We start from the raw sequence: 22,571 nt of genomic DNA on the forward strand, positions 1-22,571 counted from the left end.
CAGACTTTTCTGACGTAGGTAATAAAAATGTGCACAATGGAGAGCATAATAACTTTGTATTTATAAACATTTGAGTCAGTTGGAAAGGTGAAAGATTGGATGCGATAACGATAAACGGCTTTTTTCTGGTTGGTGCACTGCTGATTGCATTGAGTGTGCTGCTCAGCCCCGTATCTTCAAAATTGGGTATTCCGATTTTGTTGGTATTTCTTGCCGTTGGCATGCTAGCGGGTGAAGACGGACCGGGCGGAATTCTGTTTGATAATTATCCGTTAGCGTATTTGGTCAGTAACTTAGCTCTTGCCATTATCCTTCTTGATGGTGGTATGAGAACCCGAGTTGCGAGTTTTAAAGTTGCCTTTTGGCCTTCAGTGTCGTTAGCGACATTTGGTGTCGCATTGACCACTTTAATTACGGGTGCGTTAGCCACTTGGTTGTTTGATCTGTCGATGATGCAGGGCATTCTGGTTGGCGCTATCGTCGGTTCGACCGATGCCGCAGCTGTATTCTCCTTGCTCAAAGGACGCAGCCTCAATGAACGTGTTGGAGCGACGTTAGAGATAGAGTCGGGAACCAACGACCCGATGGCGGTGTTTTTAACCGTTACTATGATTGCCATTCTTGGCAGTGCCAGCGGTGACTTCAGTGTCAGTTTCTTAGCGCTTAATTTCGTTCAGCAGTTTGGTGTGGGGGCGCTATTAGGACTATCCGGTGGCTGGTTACTGTGGAAAGTTATCAACACGACTAAGCTACCAGAAGGTCTGTATTCCATTCTTACTGTAAGTGGTGGACTGATCATTTTTGCTCTGGCGAATGCACTTGGCGGCAGTGGGATTCTATCGATTTACTTGGTTGGTTTACTGTTAGGTAACCGTCCAACTCGCAGCCGTCATTCAATTTTAAACGTATTGGATGGCATGACATGGCTAGCACAAATCGGCATGTTCCTTGTACTGGGTTTGTTGGTTACTCCGACGAACTTGTTAACCATTGCATTGCCGGGCCTCGCATTAGCGTTTGGTATGATTCTGTTTGCTCGACCGATTTCGGTTTGGATAAGTTTGCTGCCGTTTAAGAGCTTCACTTCAAGAGAGAAATGGTTCATTTCATGGGTAGGATTGCGTGGTGCAGTACCGATCATTCTGGCGGTGTTTCCTATGATGGCCGGTTTGCCTGACGCGCAGCTCTATTTCAATCTGGCTTTCTTCGTGGTGATGGTGTCGCTGATTGTTCAAGGCGGCTCTTTGACTAAGGCAATGAGCCTAGCGAAAGTGGAACTGCCTTCGAAGCCTGAACCTATTTCGCGCTCTGGGCTTGAGATTTTCCCAACCAGTGAGTGGGAGCTGTTTGTTTATCAGCTACAGAAAGAAAAGTGGTGTATTGGCGAGCCAATTCGTAATCTCTTTATGCCTGAGGGAACACGTATTGCAGCGTTATTCCGCGACAAGGCCTTACTTCACCCTTCGGGAAGCACCCGACTAGAATCTGGCGATATTCTTTGTGTTGTTGCCCAAGAGAAAGATTTGGCGGCGCTAAGCCAACTGTTTAGTGAAGCACCAGTGAAAGAGTCGTTTGCTCGCTTCTTTGGTGATTTCTTCCTCGATGTAGAATCGAAACTGGTTGATGTTGCGATGATTTACGGTCTGGAATTGGGCCCATTCCGCGCCGATATGACGTTAAAGGACTTAGTCACAGAGCATCTAGGGGTAACCCCTGTGTTGGGTGACCATTTTGAGTGGTATGGTTTACATTGGGTGGTTGCAGATGTTGTCGACTGGCAAGTGACCAAAGTGGGTTTGCGTTTGCCAGCCGAGGAAGACGTTGTTGAGTCAAATGAATAACGTGGGCGACGAGATTAGCTGTTTAGTTCTTTGAGCAAGATAACCGCCTGAGTCCTGCTTTTTACCCCAAGTTTTCGGAAGATCGCTGTCATATGTGCTTTGATAGTGGCTTCCGAAACATTCAACTCATAAGCAATTTGCTTGTTCAGCAAACCGTCCGAAAGCATACCCAGCACCTTATATTGCTGCGGTGTTAGTGTCGCGATTTTACCCGCCAGATCATCACAAGCTTCGTTGTTAGTAATCAAACCTTCAGGGAAGTAGGGTTCACCGTTAAGCACTTGATTCAAAGCACTGATCAAAGCACGCATGTCACTGGATTTAGGAATGAAACCGAACGCACCATGACTCTTCACCTGTGATACCACAGAAGCCTCTTCGCTGGCAGAGATCACCACAATGGGTAAGTCTGGATATTCGGCACGTAATTGAATTAGGCCAGACATGCCATTTGCGCCGGGCATTTTAAGGTCCAGCAGCAGCAAATCCGGTTCAGGATCTTTTTCAAGTAGTTTGAGTAAAGCATCTAAAGAGTCTGCTTCAAGCAAATTTGCACCACTTATCGCCATATGGACGGATTGAAACAGTGCGTTTCGAAACAGCGGGTGATCATCAGCGATGATGATGGTGTATGTCGAATCCATGACGTTAAACACTTTTAACAATTACGTTAAATAAATTATTGTCTGGTTTAAGGTTTGGAACAATGTCCATGGACTAAAAGTCTGAACTATATCCAGTTTTTATCTGCATGAAGATGAATACCACGACAAGGTTTGACGTATAAGGCCAAACCTTGTTGCGCGAGGGAATTGAAAACTTAGATCTGATGGTCTTTTAGGTGTTGTAAAAAGCGGTCGGCTTGCATGAAACCGGTTATGCGCGCGCTTGGTAATCTTTCGCCCTGATTATTCCAAAATTCAATGGTAGGAAGGCCAAGAACGTCCATCTGTTTAAGCAATTCAATGTCTTGTGGCTGATTACGTGTGACATCGGCCTGTAGCAGTACGATGTCTTTCAGTTTCTGTTCAACATCTGGCTGGTGGAAGGTGTATTTCTCGAACTCTTTACACGCCACACACCAATCGGCGTAGAAGTCTAACATCACCGGCCTACCCGCTAGTTTGGCTTTTTCCAGTTCAGTGTTCAGTTCATCCACATTCGCAATACGCTTGAAGCTTATGGTTGATTGCTGCTGCTCTGTGTGAGTGCCATTAAACCAGTAATTCAAAGCAGGCTGAGCTGAGGCCAGTAATCCAAGAATCGCAATGATACCTAGCGTACTCTGTTTCCAGCCGCCAAAAGGTAAGCTGTTTTTAACATGATAGAGCCAAGCAAAAGCCGTGAAGCCCAGTGCAGACCAAAGTGCCGTAGCCCAGATTTCTGGCAGTAATCGTTCCAGCAGGAAGATAGGTGCAGCAAGAAGAATGAAACCAAACGCGGTTTTGACTTTGCCCATCCAAGCGCCCGCTTTCGGCAATAAGCGGTTACCAAAGACGGCGACCAGAATCAGTGGAATACCCATCCCAATAGCCAGTCCATAAAGCGCGACACCACCGGTCAGTAGATCACCACTTTGCGCCACATAGAGTAAAGCTCCAGAAAGCGGTGCGGTTGTGCATGGTGAACACACTAAGCCAGAAATAGCGCCCATAGCAAAAACGCCTGCGAGACGGCCTCCTTGCTGCTGATTGCTCAGATTGCTTAGCCAAGTCTGTACAGTGCTTGGCAGTTGCAGTGTGTACAAGCCAAACATTGACAGTGCCAGCAACACAAACATTGCGCTCAGGCCAATCAAAACATAAGGGTGTTGCAGAGCGGCCTGAAACTGAAAACCAGCAGAAGCAACAATCAAACCTAACAGAGTGTAGGTCAGCGCCATACCTTGAACGTAAACCACGCTCAATAACAAGGTTCGTTTATGAGTTAGCTGTCCATTGCCTAAAACGATGCCTGTCAAAATCGGATACATAGGCAACACACATGGCGTAAAAGCCAAGCCAACACCTAACGCTAAGAACAGTAAAGGTGTCCACCAGTTTTGCGCCAGTTTGCCTGCTAACGAGTCTTGTTCTGAAACGGGTGCATTACTAATGCTGGCAGACTGAGGTTTGTTTTGTGGACTGTTATTTTGCCCAACGGCAGTTTTCTCAGCATCAGTAGGTTGTGAAAAGTTGAATTTACTGATTTCCACCACTCGTGTTTCTGGCGGATAACAGAACCCTGCTTTCGCACATCCCTGATATTGAATGATAATACGCGCACCGAGTTGGTAGTCACTCAGTGGAAGCTCAATAGAAAGTGGCGTGGTGTAGATGGTCACATCACCAAAGAATTCATCATGGTAAGGTTCGCCATCAAGCAGTTCATAGTCACCTAATGTGACGTTTTCTGCACTGATTGTGATGCGATCTTGATATAAGTAGTAGCCATCTTTTACTTGCCAGTCAACGAAAAGACGATTGCCTTGCTGGAAGGTATTAAAGGGGAAAGCCTGATCGACAGGAACAAACTTATTGCCGTCATTACTCACCGAAAGTGTATTGTTGTTGCCGAATACAGCTAAGGCTGAATGGCTAAATACAGACAGTGTCAGTAGCAAAAAATAGAAAAATTTACGTATCATCTAATCAATTTCTGGTTGAGAGTGAATGGCACAGGCGACAACTTATTGTGCCATATTAACTCAATCAGACCGAGATGAGAGCGAATAAGTTTCATCGAAGCAAAACAAAACCCGCGAATTCATCCAACTTTGGGTTGTTTGAATCTCGCGGGTTATTTCTTATCTGGCTTTTAACCGAATAGTCAGAATTAGATGAACAGTCCGCCAAATAGGAAGCCAAAAGTTACTGCTGAAGCAATGGTTACAACACCCGGAATAAAGAATGGGTGGTTGAAAACATATTTACCAATGCGTGTTGAACCTGTGTCATCCATCTCAACCGCTGCAAGTAGCGTTGGGTAAGTTGGCAGAACGAACAGAGCACTTACCGCAGCGAAAGAAGCAACCGCCGTAAGAGGTGCAACACCAATAGCAAGAGCCGCAGGCATCAGTGCCACAGTCGTTGCACCTTGCGAGTAAAGCAGCATAGAAGCAAAGAACAACACGATAGCCAGCATCCAAGGATTATCTGCCAATAGTGCGCCAGCGACATCTTTGATGTCTGCAACGTGAGCGTTAACGAAGGTTGAACCTAACCAAGCTACACCCAGTACACACACACATGCAGTCATACCAGAACGGAATGTTGGTGCACTTGAAATTTTCGCTGCATCAATCTTAGTCACCAACACGATTAGCGCCGCTGCTGCCAGCATTACAGTCATGATTGCTTCGTTACGGCCTAAAGCTGGGTTTTCAATCAAACCGACAGATTTAGAGATCGCTGCTGCATAGCAAACCACGAAACCGATAGCTGCTAGGAAAATGTAAGTCGCTGTTTTTGCTGTTGGCAAAATAGTGCGTTGCTGTTTGTCGGCAAGTTTAATCAGGCCTTTCTCTAAACGGTCTTGGTAAACAGGATCATTTTTCAACTCACCGCCCATGAAGTTAGAGACAAGTGCACCCACCATACAAGCTGCAAACGTTGTTGGAATACACACAGCCAAAAGCGTTAAATAATCAACGCCAAACGGAGTTAGCATTGCTGCGAAAGCAACAACAGCCGCAGAGATTGGGGAAGCCGTGATAGCGATTTGTGATGCGACAACTGCAATAGAAAGAGGGCGGGATGGACGAACCCCTTGTCCTTTTGCAACTTCAGCGATCACAGGAAGAGTTGAGAACGCTGTATGTCCTGTACCTGCCATCAACGTCATGATGAAGGTAACAATCGGAGCATAAAAAGTAATACGCTGAGGATTTTTGCGCAGGAAGTTTTCTGCGATTTGAACTAACCAATCCATACCACCCGCCACCTGCATCGCAGCAATTGCCGTAATCACAGACATGATGATAAGAATAACGTCAACTGGGATGAAAGCTTGGCTTGTTGGTACACCAAGACCTAGAGAAAGCGCGATAACACCTGCACCACCTGCTAAGCCAATACCAATGCCACCAATACGTGCACCCAAGAAGATGAAGAGAAGAACAACTAATAGCTCGACCCAAACCATAGTGATACCTCGTTTAGTAATGAAAAATTTGGTTTGCAGTCCGTTGCAATTGTTATTTATGTGCTGCTTTTTGCAGCTTTTTTAAAAGAAAAGGCTCCTTACAGAGCCCTTTCTTCGAATTAATTATTCGTAGCGTTTCGCTTTATACTGCGGGCGCATCAGGTTTTCAACAGAGAAAATGTCATCAAGCTCTTCTGCTGTTAATAATCCGCGATCGAGTACAACTTCTCGGACGCTTTTCCCGGTTTCGGCGCAGATTTTTCCTACAATGTCGCCCTCGTGGTGACCAATGTAAGGGTTTAGATAAGTCACGATACCGATTGAGTTAAACACGTAGTTTTCGCAAACTTCTTTATTGACCGTAATGCCGTCAATACATTTGTCGCGAAGGTTTACACACGCATTTGAAAGCAGTGAAATTGACTCAAACATCGCTTGAGCAATGACAGGTTCCATTACGTTCAACTGTAATTGACCGCCTTCCGCTGCAAAAGAGACAGTGTTGTCGTTGCCAAGTACTTTAAAGCACACTTGGTTTACCACTTCTGGCACAACAGGGTTTACTTTCGCAGGCATGATTGAAGAACCAGCCTGAAGCTCAGGAAGGTTTAGCTCATTTAAACCCGCGCGAGGACCTGAAGAAAGCAGACGCAGGTCATTACAGATCTTAGACAGTTTCACAGCTAGGCGTTTTAGCGCGCCGTGGGTCATTACGTATGCACCACAGTCTGACGTTGCTTCGATAAGATCTTCAGCAGGGACAACATCTAAACCTGTTACTTCTGCTAAGTGTTTTACTGCAAGTGCTTGGTAACCCGGTGCTGCGTTTAAGCCAGTACCGATTGCGGTTGCGCCTAGGTTGATTTCAAGCAATAGCTTAGAGGTGTACTCCAGAGCACGAATTTCTTCGTTCAATGTCACCGCCCAGGCGTGGAATTCTTGACCAACAGTCATTGGTACAGCGTCTTGCAGCTGTGTACGACCCATCTTAATGATTGTTGTGAATTCTTGGCTCTTAAGCTCAAACGCACCTTTTAGGTATTCAATCGCTTCAATCAGTTTTAATACGCTGTTGTAAACTGAGATACGGAAACCAGTTGGGTAAGCACAGTTGGTTGATTGGCTGCGGTTTACGTGGTCGTTAGGGTTAATGAACTGGTATTGACCTTTTTCTTTGCCCATTAGCTCTAGAGCTAAGTTGGCAATCACTTCGTTGGTATTCATGTTAACTGAAGTACCAGCGCCGCCTTGGAATACATCTGTCGGGAATTGATCCATGCACTTACCTGTTTCAAGGATCAGATCACACGCTTGAATGATGTAGTTTGCGACATCTTTTGGAATAACAGCTAGTTCTTTGTTTGCAAGAGCGGCCGCTTTTTTGGTCATGACCATGCCACGAATGAACTCAGGAATGTCAGAGATCGTTGCACTGGAAATGTTAAAGTTTTCAATGGCTCGGAGTGTATGGATACCGTAGTAGGCATCAGCAGGAACGTGACGTTGACCTAGTAGATCTTCTTCAATACGATTGGCTGGTTGAGCTGTTTGTGTAGCTTCAAATAGAGTAGCCATAGTTGGATCCTTAGAGAATAATGCTATTGATATTGATTACAGTAAGCCGTATCTGTATTAAGAATCCATTCATCAGAATAATTGGCTGAAAAACCGTCCTGATATAGCAACGTATAATACTTAAGTTGTAATTAAAAAATAGGAACTTCATCACCTTTTATGTCAGTAAAAATCAAGTTTATCGGGAATCTGCACCTAAAACGTGCAAAGTCTCTTGCCCGTGAACGGAAATACAGTTTTTCCCTTTTCGTTTAGAGCGGTACATGGCTTGGTCTGCATTTGAGAATGTTTGATTTGCATCTGAAGTGACTTCAGCCAACCCCACGCTGATTGTCACATCATAAAGTGTCCAGTTACTGATGTCCGTGGCTACTCGCTGCATCAGCGCTTTGGCTTGTGCAAGATCGGTATGTTGGACCAGTACCGCAAACTCATCACCGCCAATTCGTGCAATAAAATCGGTATCGCGCAATACCATGCGCAGTTGATTGGCAATGTACAGAATGACCTCATCGCCAACTGTATGTCCAAAGGTGTCGTTAATTTGTTTGAACGAGTCAATATCAAGCACCGCGAGGCAGCAAGGCGGATGATGGGTATAGCGTTGCTTTAAGCGGCATTGATACTGAAGGTTCTGGTCGAATTTCTTCTTGTTCCACAAAGACGTCGCGGGGTCGCGCTCTGTGCGTTCCTTGAGTGTGATAATGGTGTTGTGATGTTCGGAAATGTCGGTAAAGGAATAGACATAATATTGAATGTTTTTTAGCTTACCCAAAATGGCGTGTATTTCAGTTTGGCAAATAACTTCTTTATTATCGATAGTGTTCAAAGAGATGTGTCCTTGCCACATGCCACGAATCGAAAGCTGTCTTTGAATCAGATTTTGTTTCGTTTGGGACTGAAAGAAATCAACCATATTGCTGCCATGCAATAAGCTTAAGTCCCCGTTGACCAAGTTACAAAAGCCAGAATTAACCCTCAGTATTCTCATATTTTTATCGGTGACTACCACTGCCATGCTGTTTTCTATCGCATATTCGGCATAGGTCTGGTCTGCTTTTATCCGTCTAAACGCATCCATAAACATTGCAATCACGATTGAGAGTAGCCCCAGAAATAGCAAAATGACGGAAGCTTCAATTTTGAGTTGTTTGGCTCGATCAGACAGTAGCTCTGAAATGGCAGAAGTGGGATACATAGTCAGCATGGTTAATGTATTTTGCGAACCAAATAATGGGCTGCTGAAGCGTTGGAAAATATAGAGCCCTTTGTCTGTTAACACACTATTGCCAGAGCTTTGGTTCTGTTGAAGTGCTTGCCACACTTCTTGGTTTTCTTTGGCTAAATTATTGTCACTACGAGCCTGAACGAGATCACCAAACAACTTATTTTTGTCGCTACTAATGATGTAGTTACCCTGAGTGTCAATGAAATCGACACTTAGGTTTAGGGTGTTGGAGGTGATCTGTTCGATGATGGTCATTACATCAAGGTTGGCAACGAAATAGCCTTGCCTGACGGAGTTGGCGATAATCGGATAAATGATACGGTAGCCCGGTTTGTAGGGAATGATGGGCTTGTTGTTCTCAAACTCTAAGTCAATGCCGAAGTGACCTTGCTCGCCGTTAGCCAGTTTCTGGGCATAAAGGAAATAGTCACGATTGCTTTTGTTTTGTAGCCGGTCATTAGGGACAACATAGGGGTGAGACATGTTGGGCATGTAATCAACCCGTATTACTTCATAGCCTCGGTTATCAATAAACCGTAACTGATAGAACAGCGTTGAGTTAAAGGCCGTCAGATACCATTGGCTTTCAAGATAATGACGAAATTGGGGATCTCTGTTCACGGCGAAATCATTGAGCAGAGTCGAATGGCTCAATTCATAAAAGGTCTGTTGGATTTGTGCGTGTGTTCGTCGAGCCTTGGAATCGACATAAGAGAGAAATTGCAGTCCTTGAGCTTCTAAGTGACCGATAAAAAACTGATGAGCTTTATCTTTAAGATGAAAGTAATAGGCGAGCGGAACCAGTGACAACACAAGCCACAACACAGTACCCGTTTTGATAGTGCTGACAATTCGCTTCATTATTTACGTTCTGGCTCAAAAACTACTTAAAAGGTAGTTGAGCCGAAGGCGCTTTTCCATTGCGCTGGGGATTTGTTGGCGCTAAGGTGTAGCAAAATAAGGAGGAGCCGTGTTTCCGATTTTACTAATTCTATTTATTGCTGTGCCTATTATCGAGATTGGCTTGTTTATTCAGGTCGGCGGTATGTTGGGCTTGTGGCCTACGATTGCTTTGGTTTTGATCACCGCGTTTGTCGGGGCTTCCTTAGTCAGAAGTCAAGGTTTGCAAACGCTTATAACTGTTCAACAACGCATGCAACGTGGTGAAATGCCAGCACAGCAAATTGTTGAAGGTGTGATGCTTGCAGTTGCGGGGGTTTTACTTCTTACTCCCGGTTTTATGACAGATGCGATGGGGATGTTGGTCTTATTGCCAGCACCGCGTGCGATGATTGCTAAATACCTAATGAGCAAAGTGGTGGTGTCCAATCTGTCTGGTGGTTTTCATTCCAGCAATTTTGAGCGTGATCCTTACCGTCCGCATGATTCCCATCAGGGACATACCTTTGATGGTGAGTTCGAGAAAAAAGACGATGATGATGACAAGAATTCGAATCATCGCCTTCACTGAGTATTGAATCCTCAATAAAAAAGCTCTGGTCTGTGCCAGAGCTTTTTTGATCTATCATTTTTACAGCTAACAGCAGAGTACACTGAAATTACAGTGCTCCTTCAAATCCCATTTGTCGCCATGCTTCAAACGCAATAATGGCAACTGCATTAGACAAGTTCAGACTGCGTGCATCTGGCATCATTGGAATACGGATACGCTGTTCCATTGGTAAGCTTTCGATAACTTCGGCTGGAAGGCCGCGTGTTTCTGGACCAAACAACAGTACATCACCTTTTTGGAACTTGGCATCCACGTGATGCCCTGTGGTTTTGGTGGTACAAGCGAAAATGCGGTAGTCGCCACGCTCAGCTAGATAGTTCAGAAAGGCTTGATAGTCCTTATGACGAGTCACTCGCGCTAAGTCGTGATAATCCAGACCGGCGCGGCGTACTTTTTTCTCTTCTAAATCAAAGCCAAGCGGTTCGATTAAATGAAGGTTCGCACCACAGTTTGCGGATAAACGAATAATGTTTCCTGTGTTAGGGGCGATTTCTGGCTCGTACAGGGCAATATCAAACATGACAATTCACTTCCTTACTAAATTTAAGGGGCGAGTATAAATCTCTCGCCCCTTAATTCACAAGTTATAGCAATCGCTCATAAGTGATAGTTATTGTCAGCTAGATGGGTAGCGTAAACTGAACTTTTAAACCGTTTAGCGGGCTGCGGCTAGCTTCAATCACACCACTGTGCTGACGAATGGCGCTTTCGGTGATTGCCAGACCTAAACCAGTTCCTCCGCTGTGTCGGTCTCGCGCAGTCGAGACACGATAGAATGGGCGGAAGATTTGTGTCAGTTCGTCATCCGGTACGCCATCGCCGTTATCCTCCACAGAAACCGTGACATGGTGTTCCGTAGTGGAAAAGCGAACCACTATAGTGTCTTTACCATAGTAAATGGCATTACGAACGATGTTTTCCAAAGCGCTCATTAATAGTTTTGGGTTACCTGAAATAGTGATATTAGGAATATCATCAAATTGCAGCTTTTTATTCATTTGCTCAGCTTCAAACTGTGCATCGCTAAGCAGTTCTTCCCATAAGCTACGCAGTGGTTGCTCTTCACGGCTCAGGTGACTATTGGTTTGCATTCTCGACAGTTCGAGCAACTCACCAATCATTTGTTCTAAACGCTGTGCTTCTGTATCAATACGTTCCAGCTCAGTGCTGCTGCCTTGTTTACGAGTGGCTAGCGCATTTGCCATACGTAAGCGGGTCAATGGAGAGCGTAGTTCGTGGGAGATATCAGACAATAAGCGCTGTTGACCCGAAATCATTTGGTTTACCGCTTCCACCATCTGGTTAAAGCTACGTCCAGCCTGACGAAATTCCATGGTTCCTTTTTCAAGATCAGGGTCAGCTTCAAACTGTCCGCGCGCGACTCGCTGAGCGGCAAGAGCCAGACGTTGAGCGGGTTTACTCAGAGCCCAGGCAAGCCAGAGTAATAGCGGTGTACTAACTAACATGATCGCCAACAGAAGTTGAACGGGTTTATCGAATAATTGCAGTAAGAATGGTGGTGGCTCATTCCAACGGAAACCGACATACAGCAAGAGATCTTGGTGAGCGAAAATCACAGGAACGGGACCTGCGATCATATAACGTCCGTAAAGGCGTTGCTGAGGTTTGTCTATCGACTCAATACTGGTCGCAAAGTTTTGCAGTGCTTTGTATTTGAAATCAGGACGCTCACGGGCGGTTAATACGTTACCGTCTAAATCAGTAACAAAGAAACGAGGTCGATCATCTCGGTCCTCATCATGCTTCATCGGCCCGAGACCACGGTTACCATTTCCCTCAAGGAACATCAGAATACGGGTAAGGTTCTCTTCACCTTGGAAACGTTCTTCAAGCATTTCCTTTTGTACCACTATGCGTTGATACATTTCCGGTGGGAGGTCGCGAGACTTTCGAGGGTCTAAATGAGGAAGCGCCAATACAGCCAGTAACACCAAAAACATGGTGAGCCAGAAGATGGCAAAGATACGCCCATAGAGATTGTTGAATGTTGGTAAACGCATTAATCCTCCAACACCATTAGGTAACCTCTCCCTCGAAGCGTTTTGATTCTTGCTTTTCCATCTGAGCGCTCAGGCAGCTTTTTACGAAGGTTGGAGACATGCATGTCTATGGCGCGGTCAAAAGCGGCTAACCTTTTGCCCAGTACATCAAGGCTCAGATCTTCTTTGGTGATGGTGTTGCCTGGGTTCTGAACAAAGTGGGCCAAAAGGGCGAACTCTGTAGATGTAAGATCGAGCAATTCACCTTGACAGTAAGCCTCTTGTTTGCCGGGAAAAACCTGAATGTCTTGGCATTCGATAACGTCTGAATGTTTGTTTTGATGTTGCTGAGTGCGGCGCAGCACGGCACGGATTCTTGCTAGCAGCTCTCTGTCACTAAATGGTTTTGGCAGATAATCGTCGGCACCGAGTTCTAAACCGATCACTCGGTCAATCTCTTCACCTTTTGCGGTGAGCATCAGTACTGGTGTTTGCCATTTCTCGCGTATTTTCTTCAGCGTTTCCATACCGTTAAGTTTGGGCATCATGACATCAAGCAAAATTAAATCGACACTGTCATTTACAGCGTGTAGCCCAGCTTCACCATCATTAGCTTCAGATACGTCAAAGCCCTCATAGCTTAAAACTTCTTTTAGCAAGCTGGTTAGTTCTGTGTCGTCATCAATTAATAGGATGTGTGCCATGGTTACCTCAAAAGTATACGAACTGCCTTTCCAGCGTTTGTGAACAACACCAGTTCACGATCAACGTTGGATGTTGAATATAGTGTACTGTGAATTGACCTTTTGGATCATAGGTAAACTCACCCTTTACGATTATTTACGCTTCTTAAACACTGCTTTACATGCCAAGTCGTATTATAAATTTAAGCGCTGCACAGGCAGCCGATTCAAGTCCAAACGAGAAGGAAAAGATTATGAAACTGGCAAAAAAAATGATCCTTGCAGCCGTTGTTCTACCTATTACTTTAGGCTCAGCAGCCGCATTTGCCGCTGGTGGTGGTAAAGGCTCTGGTCGAGGTTTCGACGGTGATTGTGGCCGTGGTGGCATGATGAATCCAGAAGTGTTTGCTCAGCTGAATGTGACACCAGAACAGAAAGCAAAAATGGCAGAACTTCGATTAAAACAGCGTGATGCAATGCAAGCACAACGTTCTGGCAAACAAGCTGAAATGCGTGCTTTTAAACAGCAAGAGCGCGATTTGGTGATGTCAGCAAACTTTGACGAAGCTGCTGCGAAAAAATTGGCAGAACAGATGGTTCAACGTCAAGCAGAACAACGTGCTGCGATGATGAAGCAACGTAATGAAATGATGAACGTATTGACTGCGGATCAAAAAGCAAAACTTGCTTCTATGCAGCAAGAACGTATGAATGAATGTGTGCTATTTGGTCATGGTGGCCCAAATGGTAAAGGTGGCGGTAAAGGTGGCCAAGGCATGATGCGTGGTGGTCCTCAAGGTCAAATGGTTCCGCCTATGGCTCAATAAATGGCACAGTGAATCTCACTCCGTTTGTTATTGTGGTTAATAATAATTTGGTGAGTGTACAAAGGCAGCTTAGGCTGCCTTTTCTCGTCTGGTTAAACCTGTGACTAATTTGATTCTCAAACAAGCATCCTGAGAGCTTTTAGGTATAATCAATGGATTGTTTGTTATGGTAAGACGTTATGAAAAAGGAATACGCACGTTTAGTCACTATTGCTGCGTGGACAGCGACTTGTGTTGCGACCTTACTTTTGATCATTAAAGTAGCGGCTTGGTGGGTAACTGGGTCGGTCAGTTTGCTGGCATCTCTCATCGACTCAATGTTGGATATCGCCGCTTCCGTGGTCAACCTTGTAGTGCTGCGTTACTCACTTCAACCTGCTGACAGAGAACATGCATTTGGTCATGGTAAAGCGGAATCGTTGGCTGCACTTGCTCAAGCTATGTTTATCTCAGGTTCGGCCTGTTTCCTCATTCTTAATGGTGTGGATCGCTTTTTCCGCCCGCATGAACTGCAAACCCCTGAGTACGGTATTTACGTGAGCTTACTGGCGATCATCGTGACCTTTGGTTTGGTGCTTTTCCAGCGTCATGTGGTTAAGAAGACAGGTAGCCAAGCAATTGCTGCGGATTCACTGCATTATCAATCAGACCTCTATATGAACGGCGCGATTATGATTGCATTAGGCCTAAGCTGGTTTGGTGTGACACAAGCTGATGCGGTGTTTGCAATTGGTATCGGCTGTTTTATCCTATTCAGTGCTTACAAAATGGTGCAAGAAGCCATTCAAACCTTATTGGACCGCCAACTTCCGGAAGAGGAAAGAGAGCAGATTCGCCAGATTTCTCTGTCTGTAGAAGGTGTTATGGGAGTTCATGATCTGCGAACTCGCATGTCAGGTCCAGTGAGATTTATTCAGCTACACTTAGAGCTGGATGACAAGATGCCGTTGATTGAAGCGCATCGAATTGCAGACGTTGTCGATGACAAATTATGTAAAGCGTTTCCGGGGGCTGATGTGTTGATCCATCAGGATCCGTACTCGTTAATGTTTGGCCCAGAGAGGAAGCAAAAACTTCAATCGTGGTAGCGACAAAGCTTGTCAGATAGACTATATTTTTTTGCGGTATGAATAAAATGCACGAATCTGATGTGAATCAACGATGGGATAGTGCAAAACTGTAATACTGTTTCTGGGTAAAAAGCTTTATAGCAGCGCATGCTAAGCAAGTTAGTTCTTCTAACATACAAACATAATTACAAGATTCTGCTGTTCGAATACAATTTCGGGCAGCGCCAAAAATAGCTATACAAATTTCAAAAAAATTGAGGGTGATCATGATTAAAAAGATCGGTGTTTTGACTAGTGGTGGCGATGCTCCGGGTATGAACGCGGCAATTCGCGGTGTAGTACGTACGGCGTTAAGCGCGGGCATTGAAGTCTATGGTATCTATGACGGTTACCATGGTCTATATGAAGACCGCATCAAGCAACTTGACCGTTCAAGTGTTTCTGATGTAATCAACCGTGGTGGTACTTTCTTAGGTTCAGCTCGTTTCCCTGAGTTCAAAGAAGTGGCAGTACGTGAAAAAGCTATCGAAAACTTGAATAAGCACGGTATTGAAGCGCTTGTTGTTATCGGTGGTGATGGTTCATACATGGGTGCGAAGAAGTTGACTGAAATGGGTTACCCATGTATCGGTCTTCCGGGCACAATTGATAACGATATCGCAGGTACTGATTACACTATCGGTTACTTAACAGCGCTTAACACAGTTATCGAATCTATTGACCGTCTACGTGACACATCTTCATCTCACCAACGTATTTCTATCGTAGAAATCATGGGTCGTCATTGTGGTGATTTAACTCTAACATCGGCAATCGCGGGTGGTTGTGAGTACATCATTACTCCAGAAACAGGTTTAGATATGGATAGCCTGATTTCAAACATTCAAGACGGCATCAAAAAAGGTAAGAAGCACGCAATCATCGCTCTTACTGAGTTGATGGTGGATGCAAATGTACTGGCGAAAGAGATCGAGAAAGCAACTAAGCGTGAAACGCGCGCAACCATTCTTGGTCATATTCAGCGTGGTGGTAAACCAACAGCTTTTGACCGCGTATTGGCTTCTCGTATGGGTAACTACGCAGTTCACCTATTAATGGAAGGCCACGGTGGTCGTTGTGTTGGTATCCAAAAAGAAGAATTGGTTCACCATGACATCATCGATGCGATTGAAAACATGCGTCGTCCAGTTCGTACAGATCTTTACAAAGTGGCTGAAGAGTTATTCTAAGCAACGTTTGAAGACAAAGATTGAATACAACAAAAAGACCGCTAAGTGCGGTCTTTTTTTATGCTTGATTACTAGAGAATAATGTCGCGAATTTCTGCGTCTTTACGTTCTAGGTAGTGAATCGATTTGATACGACGAATGGTTCGACAACGGCCACGAACCAACAGGGTTTCAGTTGTCGCAATATGACCTTTACGAGAAATACCTTCCAGCAAATCGCCTTTAGTGATGCCTGTTGCTGAGAAGATAATATTGTCGCTACGCGCCATATCTTCCATCTTCAGAACCACGTTTGCTTCAACACCCATCTGTTTGCAGCGCTCAAGTTCGCTTGCACCCCAAATACGGTTATCTTCGGTGTCGCCTTTCACCTGATGACGAGGAAGCAGACGACCATGCATATCGCCGTCAAGAGCACGTATAACAGCAGCCGAAACCACGCCTTCAGGTGCGCCGCCGATGCAGTACATCACATCCACTTCGCTGTCAGGCATACATGTCAAAATAGAAGCCGCTACATCTCCGTCTGGCACTGCAAATACGCGAACACCCATCTGCTGCATTTCAGCAATTACTGCGTCGTGACGAGGTTTCGCAAGGGTGGTAACCACAAGTGTATCAAGTGATTTACCTAAAGCCTGAGCAATGTTTTCTAAGTTTTCTTTCAGCGGTTTATTCAGATCAATGCAGCCTTTTGCACCCGGACCAACAACCAGCTTTTCCATGTACATATCTGGCGCTTTTAGGAAACTGCCTTTTTCACCGGCCGCAAGAACCGCCAGTGCATTCGACTGACCCATCGCCGTCATGCGGGTACCTTCGATTGGGTCAACCGCGATATCGACTTCGTCACCACCTAAACCGACTTTTTCACCGATGAACAGCATAGGCGCTTCGTCGATTTCCCCTTCACCAATGACAATTTCGCCTTGGATTTCTGTTTGATTCAGTAGTGTGCGCATGACTTCTACGGCTGCGCCATCAGCAGCGTTTTTATCGCCGCGACCAAGCCATTTATAACCTGCTAGTGCAGCACCTTCTGTGACTCGGGAAAAAGCCATTGCTAAATCACGTTTCATGTTCACTCCAACTCAGAACGATAGGGGATAATTTTGGGCGGCATTCTAACATAATAGTAGGAAAACGTTTGCTAATTAGCCTGGTGGAGAGTTGTATTGGATCAAAAGATAGTGAGATTTAACACGTTATTGAGTGTATTCCCATTGAGCTGTAGTCACTTTCTGGTATGAAAGTTAGCGTTAGGTAAAATTGCGCTGTTTTTTTAAGCGAATAGCGAAAAAGATCGAATATAGTGAGTGTTTCTCTGGGCTGGGCTGAGTAGAATGGGGCAATCAGTGACGTTTTGTCCATTTCAACCGAATCAATAAAGGGTAAGTACCATGTCTTTTGAAGTACTAGAACAATTAGAAGCAAAAATCCAAACCGCGGTTGACACAATCGCTCTACTGCAAATGGAAGTTGAAGAGCTTAAAGAAGAGAAGCAAAAGCTAGTTGAAGAAGCGAATGAGTTAAAAGCAAACCACGAAGCTTCTATTCAAAAAGCACAACAAATTCAACAAGAGCACGACCAATGGCAAGAACGCATCCGCAGCCTGCTTGGCAAAATGGATGACGTGGAATAAGCCTGCGCTTTTCACAAATAAAAAAACGCCGAATATTATCGGCGTTTTTTTATGTTTCGAACTTCTAGCTAGAAAAGCTTTATAGGTGCTTAGCGAGTAGGGCGAACACCTAAAGTATGACAAAGCGCGTAAGTCATCTCTGCACGGTTTAGTGTGTAGAAGTGGAAGTCTTTTACGCCTTCGCGTGAAAGAACGCGAACCATATCGATTGCCTGACTTGCACCCACTAGCTGACGAGTCACAGGATCCTCTTCCAACCCTTCGAATTGTTTTGCCATCCAGCTTGGTACTTTCACATTGTTTTGTGCAGCAAAGCGAGATGCTTGAGCAAAGTTAGACACTGGCAGAATACCCGGTACGATTTCCACATCAATGCCAGCCATGACACAACGGTCACGAAAACGCAGGTAACTTTCCACATCGAAGAAGAACTGAGTAATAGCACGGTTGGCACCTGCATCTACTTTGCGTTTTAAGTTCAGCAGATCCGCTTGAGCACTTTTTGCTTCTGGGTGTACTTCTGGGAATGCCGCCACTGAGATATCAAAATCGTGACGAGATTTAAGCAACTCAACCAGATCCGATGCGTACATTTCTGGCTTGCCGCCGCCAGGTGGAATGTCACCACGCAGAGCTACAATGTTTTGAATGCCGTTTGCCCAGTAATCATCAGCGATGTTGATCAGCTCTTCACGAGAAGCGTCAATACAGGTCAGGTGTGGCGCAGAAACAAGGCCAGTTTGGTCTTTGATTGCTTTGATGATCGAATGGGTACGGTCACGTTCGCCAGAGTTTGCACCATAGGTTACAGAAACAAACTTAGGCTGAAGAGTTTTTAGACGGTGTACAGAGTTCCACAAGGTTTCTTCCATTTTTTCTGAACTTGGCGGAAAAAACTCAAAAGACACATTAATGTTAGAAAGTTCAGAAATATTCTGATTCAAAGCGTCAATATGGCCTGCGTGTGTGTATCCCATCTTTCTTCTCCTTGTAGCTCGCACTACAAACGCTGATATTCGTTCAAATTGACGTTTAGACGTCTATATGGCTACAGAATGTATTGAATACGTTTTAATGTCAACTTAACTATTATGAATTTTTCTCATGTTGATCGTGAAGCTATTTCAACTAAGTTAAACGCCAAAAGGTGATTTTTTATATCAAAAGCCGACAACTTCGAGTGATATTCTGCATTGAGAGGATTTGCTAGCTATAAAACGATAAAACTCGCCAGTTACGACGAGTTTTATAAAGTTACAAGAAGCTGGAAAGTAGGTTGAGGTCAGACTGAATTGCACCCGCAGTTACCTCTCGACCAGCCCCAGGTCCTCGAATAACCAGCGGATTGTCTTTATACCAACGGCTTTCGATAGCGAAGATGTTGTCACAAGGCAATAAGTTCGCCAGTGGGTGATCTTTTTCCAGAGCTTCAACGCCGACGCTTGCTTTACCGTTTTTCTCCAAACGGGCTACATAGCGAAGCACTTTGTCCTGTTTCTGCGCTTTAGCCAGACGCTCAGCCAATCGTTCATTGAGCAACTGACTGTTGTCGAGGAAATCATCCAATGAGATATCACGCAGTTCTTCTGGAACCAAAGACTCAACGCGAATGCTTTGAGGTTCCACTTCTAGTCCGGATTCACGAGCGAGAATAACCAGCTTACGCATGACGTCTGAACCGTCTAAATCGTTACGCGGGTCCGGTTCTGTCAGGCCTTGCTGCCAAGCAAGATCAACCAGCTCACTAAACGGAATTGAGCCATCGTATTGTTGGAATAGCCAAGACAAGGTGCCAGAGAAGATGCCTGACAATGCTGTAATTTCATCACCACTTTCACGCAAATCTCGAACCGTGTGGTTGATCGGTAATCCCGCACCTACGGTTGCGTTGTACAGCCAGTGGCGGCTAATTTTGGCAAAGGCGTCTTTAACTTGGTTGTAGTATTCAGTTGATGCGGAACCCGCTACTTTATTGGCAGAGATAAGGTGCATACCTTGTTCTGCAATATCCAGATACTGGTTAGCCAGAACTTTACTGGCTGTCACATCCAGCACAATAGCATCGTCATAACCTTGCAGTTTGCCAACTTTGTACAGCCAGCAATTGTCCTCATTCGGGATCGCTTCATCATGGTAACGATTGAGCACTGTCTGTGGATCTATACCTTGTGGGTCAAACCAGTAAGTCTGGCTGTCCACGACAGCAACCAGTTCAAAGTTCATTCCGCGACGCTTTTCTAGCTCTTCTTTCTGTTCTGCAAACAGCTTCAGCCAGCTAGAACCGATGTTGCCTTTCCCGCACAGAACAAGTGCTACGCGTTTCTGAGCTTGGAAAATCTGGTTGTGTACACCGACGACGAGTTTCTCTACTGGTGCTTGGCGAAGTACCGCCACTAAGCTCAGTTCTGACTCGGCTTCGCAAATAAATTCAACCGGAGCATTCTTCAACTGTTGATAGAAACCGTAACTGTGGTTGGGGTTTTTAGTGACACCAGCACCGACAGCTCCGACTAAGGTGTAGCCTTCTTTCAGTTTGATGTCCGCTGCGGTCGCAATGTCTTGCAGATATGACAGAGCGCCAGACGCGATCTCTGAGGTGTAAGCCAAACGCAGTTTGTGTTGGTCTGCCTGAGCTTCAAATGCAAGAGGTTCAAGTTGCTCGCGTTTGAGCTTCTCAAGGGTTTCATCGTAGACACGTGCAAAATCATGTCCATGACCGAATTCAAGTTCAATCAGCAATACTTCATCTAATGAAGTAATGATTTTTGCGCCGCGCCCTGATGCGAGAACACGTTCTATTTTGGTTGAGCCTGATTCTGGCTTATGGCTGCAGCGTAGCTGAAGTTCCATCGCACTTTGAGCAACAGGCTGTAATGTCCGGCTATGTAGAACGGGTGCAGCAAGGCGAGCCAACTCGTTGGCTTCATCCAAACGTAAAAGAGGCAGTAGGCATGCGTTCGCTACGATACGTGGGTCTGCGCTATATACACCAGCGACGTCACTCCAAATCGTTACTCGAGCAACGTCAGCTAACGCACCGATTACCGTTGCTGAATAGTCTGAACCATTGCGACCAAGTAGAACGGTATCACCTTGGTCATTCTGAGCCATAAAGCCGGTGATTACGATGCGGTGATGTGCATGCTGTGCCAGTACTTTTTTAAGAAGTGGATAAGAGCGTGAGCGATCCACTTCTGGCTGCGTCCCTGCTTCTGCGCGAAGAAATTCGCGAGCGTCTTGAGCAACCGCAGGTAAGCTGTTTTGGTTCAGTAGCGCCGCTAACAGACGGGCTGACCATACTTCACCGTGGCCAAGAACAGCGGCTTGCTCAGCTTTTGACAACGGAGCCGTCAGTTCGCCTAAGCGAATGAATTCGCCATTCACTTGGGTCAGCAAGTTATCGGCAACTTCACCTTCAAGCAGGTCTTCAACCAGTTTGCATTGGAACTGACGCAGTGATTGCAGTGTTTCGTGGGCAACACGGCCGTCTTTATTCAATGCTTCTAAAAATGCAATCAAGCGGTTGGTTGTTTTGCCTGCCGCCGAGACAACCACTAAATCTTCAGGCTGTGAGTACTCTTTAAGAATGTTCGCTACACGTAAATAACATTCAGGATCTGCTAAGCTACTGCCACCAAATTTATGTAGTTGGCGTAAAACCGTCATTAAAACTTCTCCTTAGCTTTGGTAAAGGCCTGATCCAAATCAGCGATGAGATCGGAAGCATCTTCCAAACCAACCGATAAACGTAACAACAGCTGCGAAATGCCCGCTTCAGCAAGTGCTGCCTCACCCATAGCGCGATGCGTCATGCTCGCAGGGTGACAAATTAAACTTTCCACGCCACCAAGAGACTCCGCGAGTGAGAAGAGTTTTAACTCTCCCACAAAGAATTTTAGTTGATCGTAGCTACCCGCAAATTCAAAACTGAGCATTGAACCAAAACCAAGCTGCTGTTTCTTCGCAATCTCATGCCCAGGATGCTCTGGCAGGCTAGGGTGATATATGGTTTTGATCAAGGATTGGGATTTCAAATAAGCCAAAATTTGCAGAGAACTTTCCTCATGCACACGCATGCGTGCACCTAGAGTGCGAATACCACGCAGCGTCATGTAGCTGTCAAATGGTGTGCCTGTTGCACCAATACAGTTCCCCCACCAAGCAAGTTCTTCAGCATGAGCTTTAGTTTTGGTGATCACCACGCCACCAATCACATCTGAGTGACCATTGATAAACTTGGTCGTTGAGTGAATGACAAAATCAGCGCCCAACGATAGAGGCTGTTGGTATACAGGTGTTAGGAAAGTATTGTCGACGGCCACCAAAGAGCCAACCGCTTTTGCTTGTTGGCAGATTTTTTCAATATCAACCACACGTACCAGCGGGTTAGACGGTGTTTCTAACAGCACCAGTTTTGGTTTTTTCGCTAATGCTGCTGCAAGTGCTTGTTCATCCGATTGATCAACAAACTGAACTTTGAAATCGCCTTTATTGGCGCGAGTGTTGAACAAACGGTAAGTTCCACCGTAGCAGTCATGAGGTGCGACAATTAAATCGTTAGGACCAAGAAACGTTGACGCAAGCAAGTTCAAAGCCGAAGTGCCGCAGTTGGTGACTACTGCGCCTTCACCGCCCTCTAGTTCGTAGAGCGCTTTTTCCAGCAAGCCTCGATTTGGGTTACCTGAGCGGGTGTAGTCGTATTGAGGTACTTCTCCAAACGCAGGGAATCCGTAGTTAGTCGATAAGTAAATAGGTGGTACGACGGCGTGGAATTGAGTATCTGATTCAATTCCGGTACGAACTGCGATTGTTGCTGGTTTGCGTTTGGTCATGAGTGTTT

Annotated in this window: 18 protein-coding genes; 6 read left to right on the forward strand and 12 right to left on the reverse strand. The window is 45.4% G+C overall.

Going from position 1 to position 22,571, the window contains the following annotated elements; all coding sequences use genetic code 11:
- Positions 1 to 95 precede the first annotated feature (95 nt).
- On the forward strand, positions 96 to 1,841 hold the full coding sequence (locus tag HKI82_RS13515) for a potassium/proton antiporter (protein ID WP_171138316.1): 1,746 nt from the start codon (positions 96 to 98) through the stop codon (positions 1,839 to 1,841).
- A 14-nt stretch (positions 1,842 to 1,855) separates the two neighbouring features.
- Here HKI82_RS13515 and HKI82_RS13520 read toward each other — a convergent pair whose 3' ends face one another.
- The 5 genes from HKI82_RS13520 to HKI82_RS13540 all read right to left on the reverse strand — a co-directional run bounded on the left by HKI82_RS13520 (position 1,856) and on the right by HKI82_RS13540 (position 9,627).
- On the reverse strand, positions 1,856 to 2,485 hold the full coding sequence (locus HKI82_RS13520; protein ID WP_102941244.1) for a response regulator: 630 nt from the start codon (positions 2,483 to 2,485) through the stop codon (positions 1,856 to 1,858).
- A gap of 176 nt (positions 2,486 to 2,661) precedes the next feature.
- Positions 2,662 to 4,467, reverse strand: a complete 1,806-nt coding sequence (locus HKI82_RS13525; protein ID WP_171138317.1) for a protein-disulfide reductase DsbD — start codon at positions 4,465 to 4,467, stop codon at positions 2,662 to 2,664.
- A gap of 188 nt (positions 4,468 to 4,655) precedes the next feature.
- Entirely contained in the window at positions 4,656 to 5,963 is a 1,308-nt protein-coding gene (locus tag HKI82_RS13530; RefSeq protein ID WP_102941242.1) for an anaerobic C4-dicarboxylate transporter, read from the reverse strand.
- 123 nt (positions 5,964 to 6,086) lie between these two features.
- Positions 6,087 to 7,538 carry an aspartate ammonia-lyase gene (gene aspA, locus HKI82_RS13535; protein ID WP_102941241.1) on the reverse strand — a complete coding sequence of 484 codons (1,452 nt, stop codon included), beginning with the start codon at positions 7,536 to 7,538 and terminating at the stop codon, positions 6,087 to 6,089.
- Positions 7,539 to 7,716: 178 nt separating this feature from the next.
- The gene (locus HKI82_RS13540; RefSeq protein ID WP_171138318.1) at positions 7,717 to 9,627 is read right to left on the reverse strand and encodes a sensor domain-containing diguanylate cyclase; all 1,911 of its coding nucleotides are present in this window, start codon (positions 9,625 to 9,627) and stop codon (positions 7,717 to 7,719) included.
- A gap of 109 nt (positions 9,628 to 9,736) precedes the next feature.
- On the opposite strand from HKI82_RS13540, the gene HKI82_RS13545 reads away from it, so the two are divergent.
- Positions 9,737 to 10,237 carry an FxsA family protein gene (locus HKI82_RS13545; protein ID WP_171138319.1) on the forward strand — a complete coding sequence of 167 codons (501 nt, stop codon included), beginning with the start codon at positions 9,737 to 9,739 and terminating at the stop codon, positions 10,235 to 10,237.
- An 88-nt stretch (positions 10,238 to 10,325) separates the two neighbouring features.
- On the opposite strand, the gene HKI82_RS13550 is transcribed toward HKI82_RS13545, so the two are convergent.
- The 3 genes from HKI82_RS13550 to HKI82_RS13560 form a co-directional block, all read right to left on the reverse strand.
- On the reverse strand, positions 10,326 to 10,799 hold the full coding sequence (locus HKI82_RS13550; RefSeq protein ID WP_171138320.1) for a tRNA (cytidine(34)-2'-O)-methyltransferase: 474 nt from the start codon (positions 10,797 to 10,799) through the stop codon (positions 10,326 to 10,328).
- A 100-nt stretch (positions 10,800 to 10,899) separates the two neighbouring features.
- A complete protein-coding gene (cpxA, locus tag HKI82_RS13555; RefSeq protein WP_171138321.1) occupies positions 10,900 to 12,300 on the reverse strand; it encodes an envelope stress sensor histidine kinase CpxA in 1,401 nt (466 codons plus the stop codon).
- Positions 12,300 to 12,983: a response regulator gene (locus tag HKI82_RS13560; protein WP_171138322.1), complete on the reverse strand. Its 684-nt coding sequence runs from the start codon at positions 12,981 to 12,983 to the stop codon at positions 12,300 to 12,302. The genes cpxA and HKI82_RS13560 overlap by 1 nt, the downstream gene beginning before the upstream one ends.
- A gap of 233 nt (positions 12,984 to 13,216) precedes the next feature.
- Here HKI82_RS13560 and HKI82_RS13565 point away from each other — a divergent pair, with 233 nt between their 5' ends.
- The 3 genes from HKI82_RS13565 to pfkA all read left to right on the forward strand — a co-directional run bounded on the left by HKI82_RS13565 (position 13,217) and on the right by pfkA (position 16,088).
- Positions 13,217 to 13,789, forward strand: coding sequence for a CpxP family protein (locus HKI82_RS13565; RefSeq protein ID WP_171138323.1), 573 nt, complete (start codon positions 13,217 to 13,219; stop codon positions 13,787 to 13,789).
- 179 nt (positions 13,790 to 13,968) lie between these two features.
- On the forward strand, positions 13,969 to 14,877 hold the full coding sequence (fieF, locus tag HKI82_RS13570) for a CDF family cation-efflux transporter FieF (RefSeq protein WP_171138324.1): 909 nt from the start codon (positions 13,969 to 13,971) through the stop codon (positions 14,875 to 14,877).
- Between the two features lie 248 nt (positions 14,878 to 15,125).
- Positions 15,126 to 16,088: a 6-phosphofructokinase gene (gene pfkA, locus HKI82_RS13575; protein ID WP_102941233.1), complete on the forward strand. Its 963-nt coding sequence runs from the start codon at positions 15,126 to 15,128 to the stop codon at positions 16,086 to 16,088.
- Positions 16,089 to 16,159: 71 nt separating this feature from the next.
- Here the strand turns inward: pfkA and glpX are convergent, their stop codons facing one another.
- On the reverse strand, positions 16,160 to 17,167 hold the full coding sequence (glpX, locus tag HKI82_RS13580) for a class II fructose-bisphosphatase (RefSeq protein ID WP_102941232.1): 1,008 nt from the start codon (positions 17,165 to 17,167) through the stop codon (positions 16,160 to 16,162).
- Between the two features lie 321 nt (positions 17,168 to 17,488).
- Here glpX and zapB point away from each other — a divergent pair, with 321 nt between their 5' ends.
- Positions 17,489 to 17,731: a cell division protein ZapB gene (zapB, locus tag HKI82_RS13585; RefSeq protein WP_102941231.1), complete on the forward strand. Its 243-nt coding sequence runs from the start codon at positions 17,489 to 17,491 to the stop codon at positions 17,729 to 17,731.
- Between the two features lie 89 nt (positions 17,732 to 17,820).
- Here the strand turns inward: zapB and metF are convergent, their stop codons facing one another.
- From metF to HKI82_RS13600, 3 genes are all read right to left on the reverse strand, one after another.
- Positions 17,821 to 18,708, reverse strand: a complete 888-nt coding sequence (gene metF / locus HKI82_RS13590) for a methylenetetrahydrofolate reductase (RefSeq protein ID WP_102941230.1) — start codon at positions 18,706 to 18,708, stop codon at positions 17,821 to 17,823.
- 277 nt (positions 18,709 to 18,985) lie between these two features.
- A complete protein-coding gene (locus tag HKI82_RS13595) occupies positions 18,986 to 21,397 on the reverse strand; it encodes a bifunctional aspartate kinase/homoserine dehydrogenase II (protein WP_171138325.1) in 2,412 nt (803 codons plus the stop codon).
- A complete protein-coding gene (locus tag HKI82_RS13600; RefSeq protein WP_102941228.1) occupies positions 21,397 to 22,563 on the reverse strand; it encodes an O-succinylhomoserine (thiol)-lyase in 1,167 nt (388 codons plus the stop codon). Before HKI82_RS13600 ends, HKI82_RS13595 begins: the two co-directional genes overlap by 1 nt.
- Positions 22,564 to 22,571 lie beyond the last annotated feature (8 nt).

Source organism: Vibrio plantisponsor (genome assembly GCF_013041605.1).
In the GTDB taxonomy this organism is placed as follows: Bacteria; Pseudomonadota; Gammaproteobacteria; order Enterobacterales; family Vibrionaceae; genus Vibrio; species Vibrio plantisponsor.

Bases quoted from the DNA above. Each gene is read 5' to 3' on its own strand.
- glpX (WP_102941232.1), bottom strand. From the start codon at position 17,167: ATGAAACGTGATTTAGCAATGGCTTTTTCCCGAGTCACAGAAGGTGCT.
- pfkA (WP_102941233.1), top strand. From the start codon at position 15,126: ATGATTAAAAAGATCGGTGTTTTGACTAGTGGTGGCGATGCTCCGGGT.
- HKI82_RS13565 (WP_171138323.1), top strand. From the start codon at position 13,217: ATGAAACTGGCAAAAAAAATGATCCTTGCAGCCGTTGTTCTACCTATT.
- HKI82_RS13600 (WP_102941228.1), bottom strand. From the start codon at position 22,563: ATGACCAAACGCAAACCAGCAACAATCGCAGTTCGTACCGGAATTGAA.
- HKI82_RS13525 (WP_171138317.1), bottom strand. From the start codon at position 4,467: ATGATACGTAAATTTTTCTATTTTTTGCTACTGACACTGTCTGTATTT.
- HKI82_RS13560 (WP_171138322.1), bottom strand. From the start codon at position 12,983: ATGGCACACATCCTATTAATTGATGACGACACAGAACTAACCAGCTTG.
- cpxA (WP_171138321.1), bottom strand. From the start codon at position 12,300: ATGCGTTTACCAACATTCAACAATCTCTATGGGCGTATCTTTGCCATC.
- aspA (WP_102941241.1), bottom strand. From the start codon at position 7,538: ATGGCTACTCTATTTGAAGCTACACAAACAGCTCAACCAGCCAATCGT.
- metF (WP_102941230.1), bottom strand. From the start codon at position 18,708: ATGGGATACACACACGCAGGCCATATTGACGCTTTGAATCAGAATATT.
- HKI82_RS13550 (WP_171138320.1), bottom strand. From the start codon at position 10,799: ATGTTTGATATTGCCCTGTACGAGCCAGAAATCGCCCCTAACACAGGA.
- fieF (WP_171138324.1), top strand. From the start codon at position 13,969: ATGAAAAAGGAATACGCACGTTTAGTCACTATTGCTGCGTGGACAGCG.
- HKI82_RS13540 (WP_171138318.1), bottom strand. From the start codon at position 9,627: ATGAAGCGAATTGTCAGCACTATCAAAACGGGTACTGTGTTGTGGCTT.
- HKI82_RS13595 (WP_171138325.1), bottom strand. From the start codon at position 21,397: ATGACGGTTTTACGCCAACTACATAAATTTGGTGGCAGTAGCTTAGCA.
- zapB (WP_102941231.1), top strand. From the start codon at position 17,489: ATGTCTTTTGAAGTACTAGAACAATTAGAAGCAAAAATCCAAACCGCG.
- HKI82_RS13530 (WP_102941242.1), bottom strand. From the start codon at position 5,963: ATGGTTTGGGTCGAGCTATTAGTTGTTCTTCTCTTCATCTTCTTGGGT.
- HKI82_RS13520 (WP_102941244.1), bottom strand. From the start codon at position 2,485: ATGGATTCGACATACACCATCATCATCGCTGATGATCACCCGCTGTTT.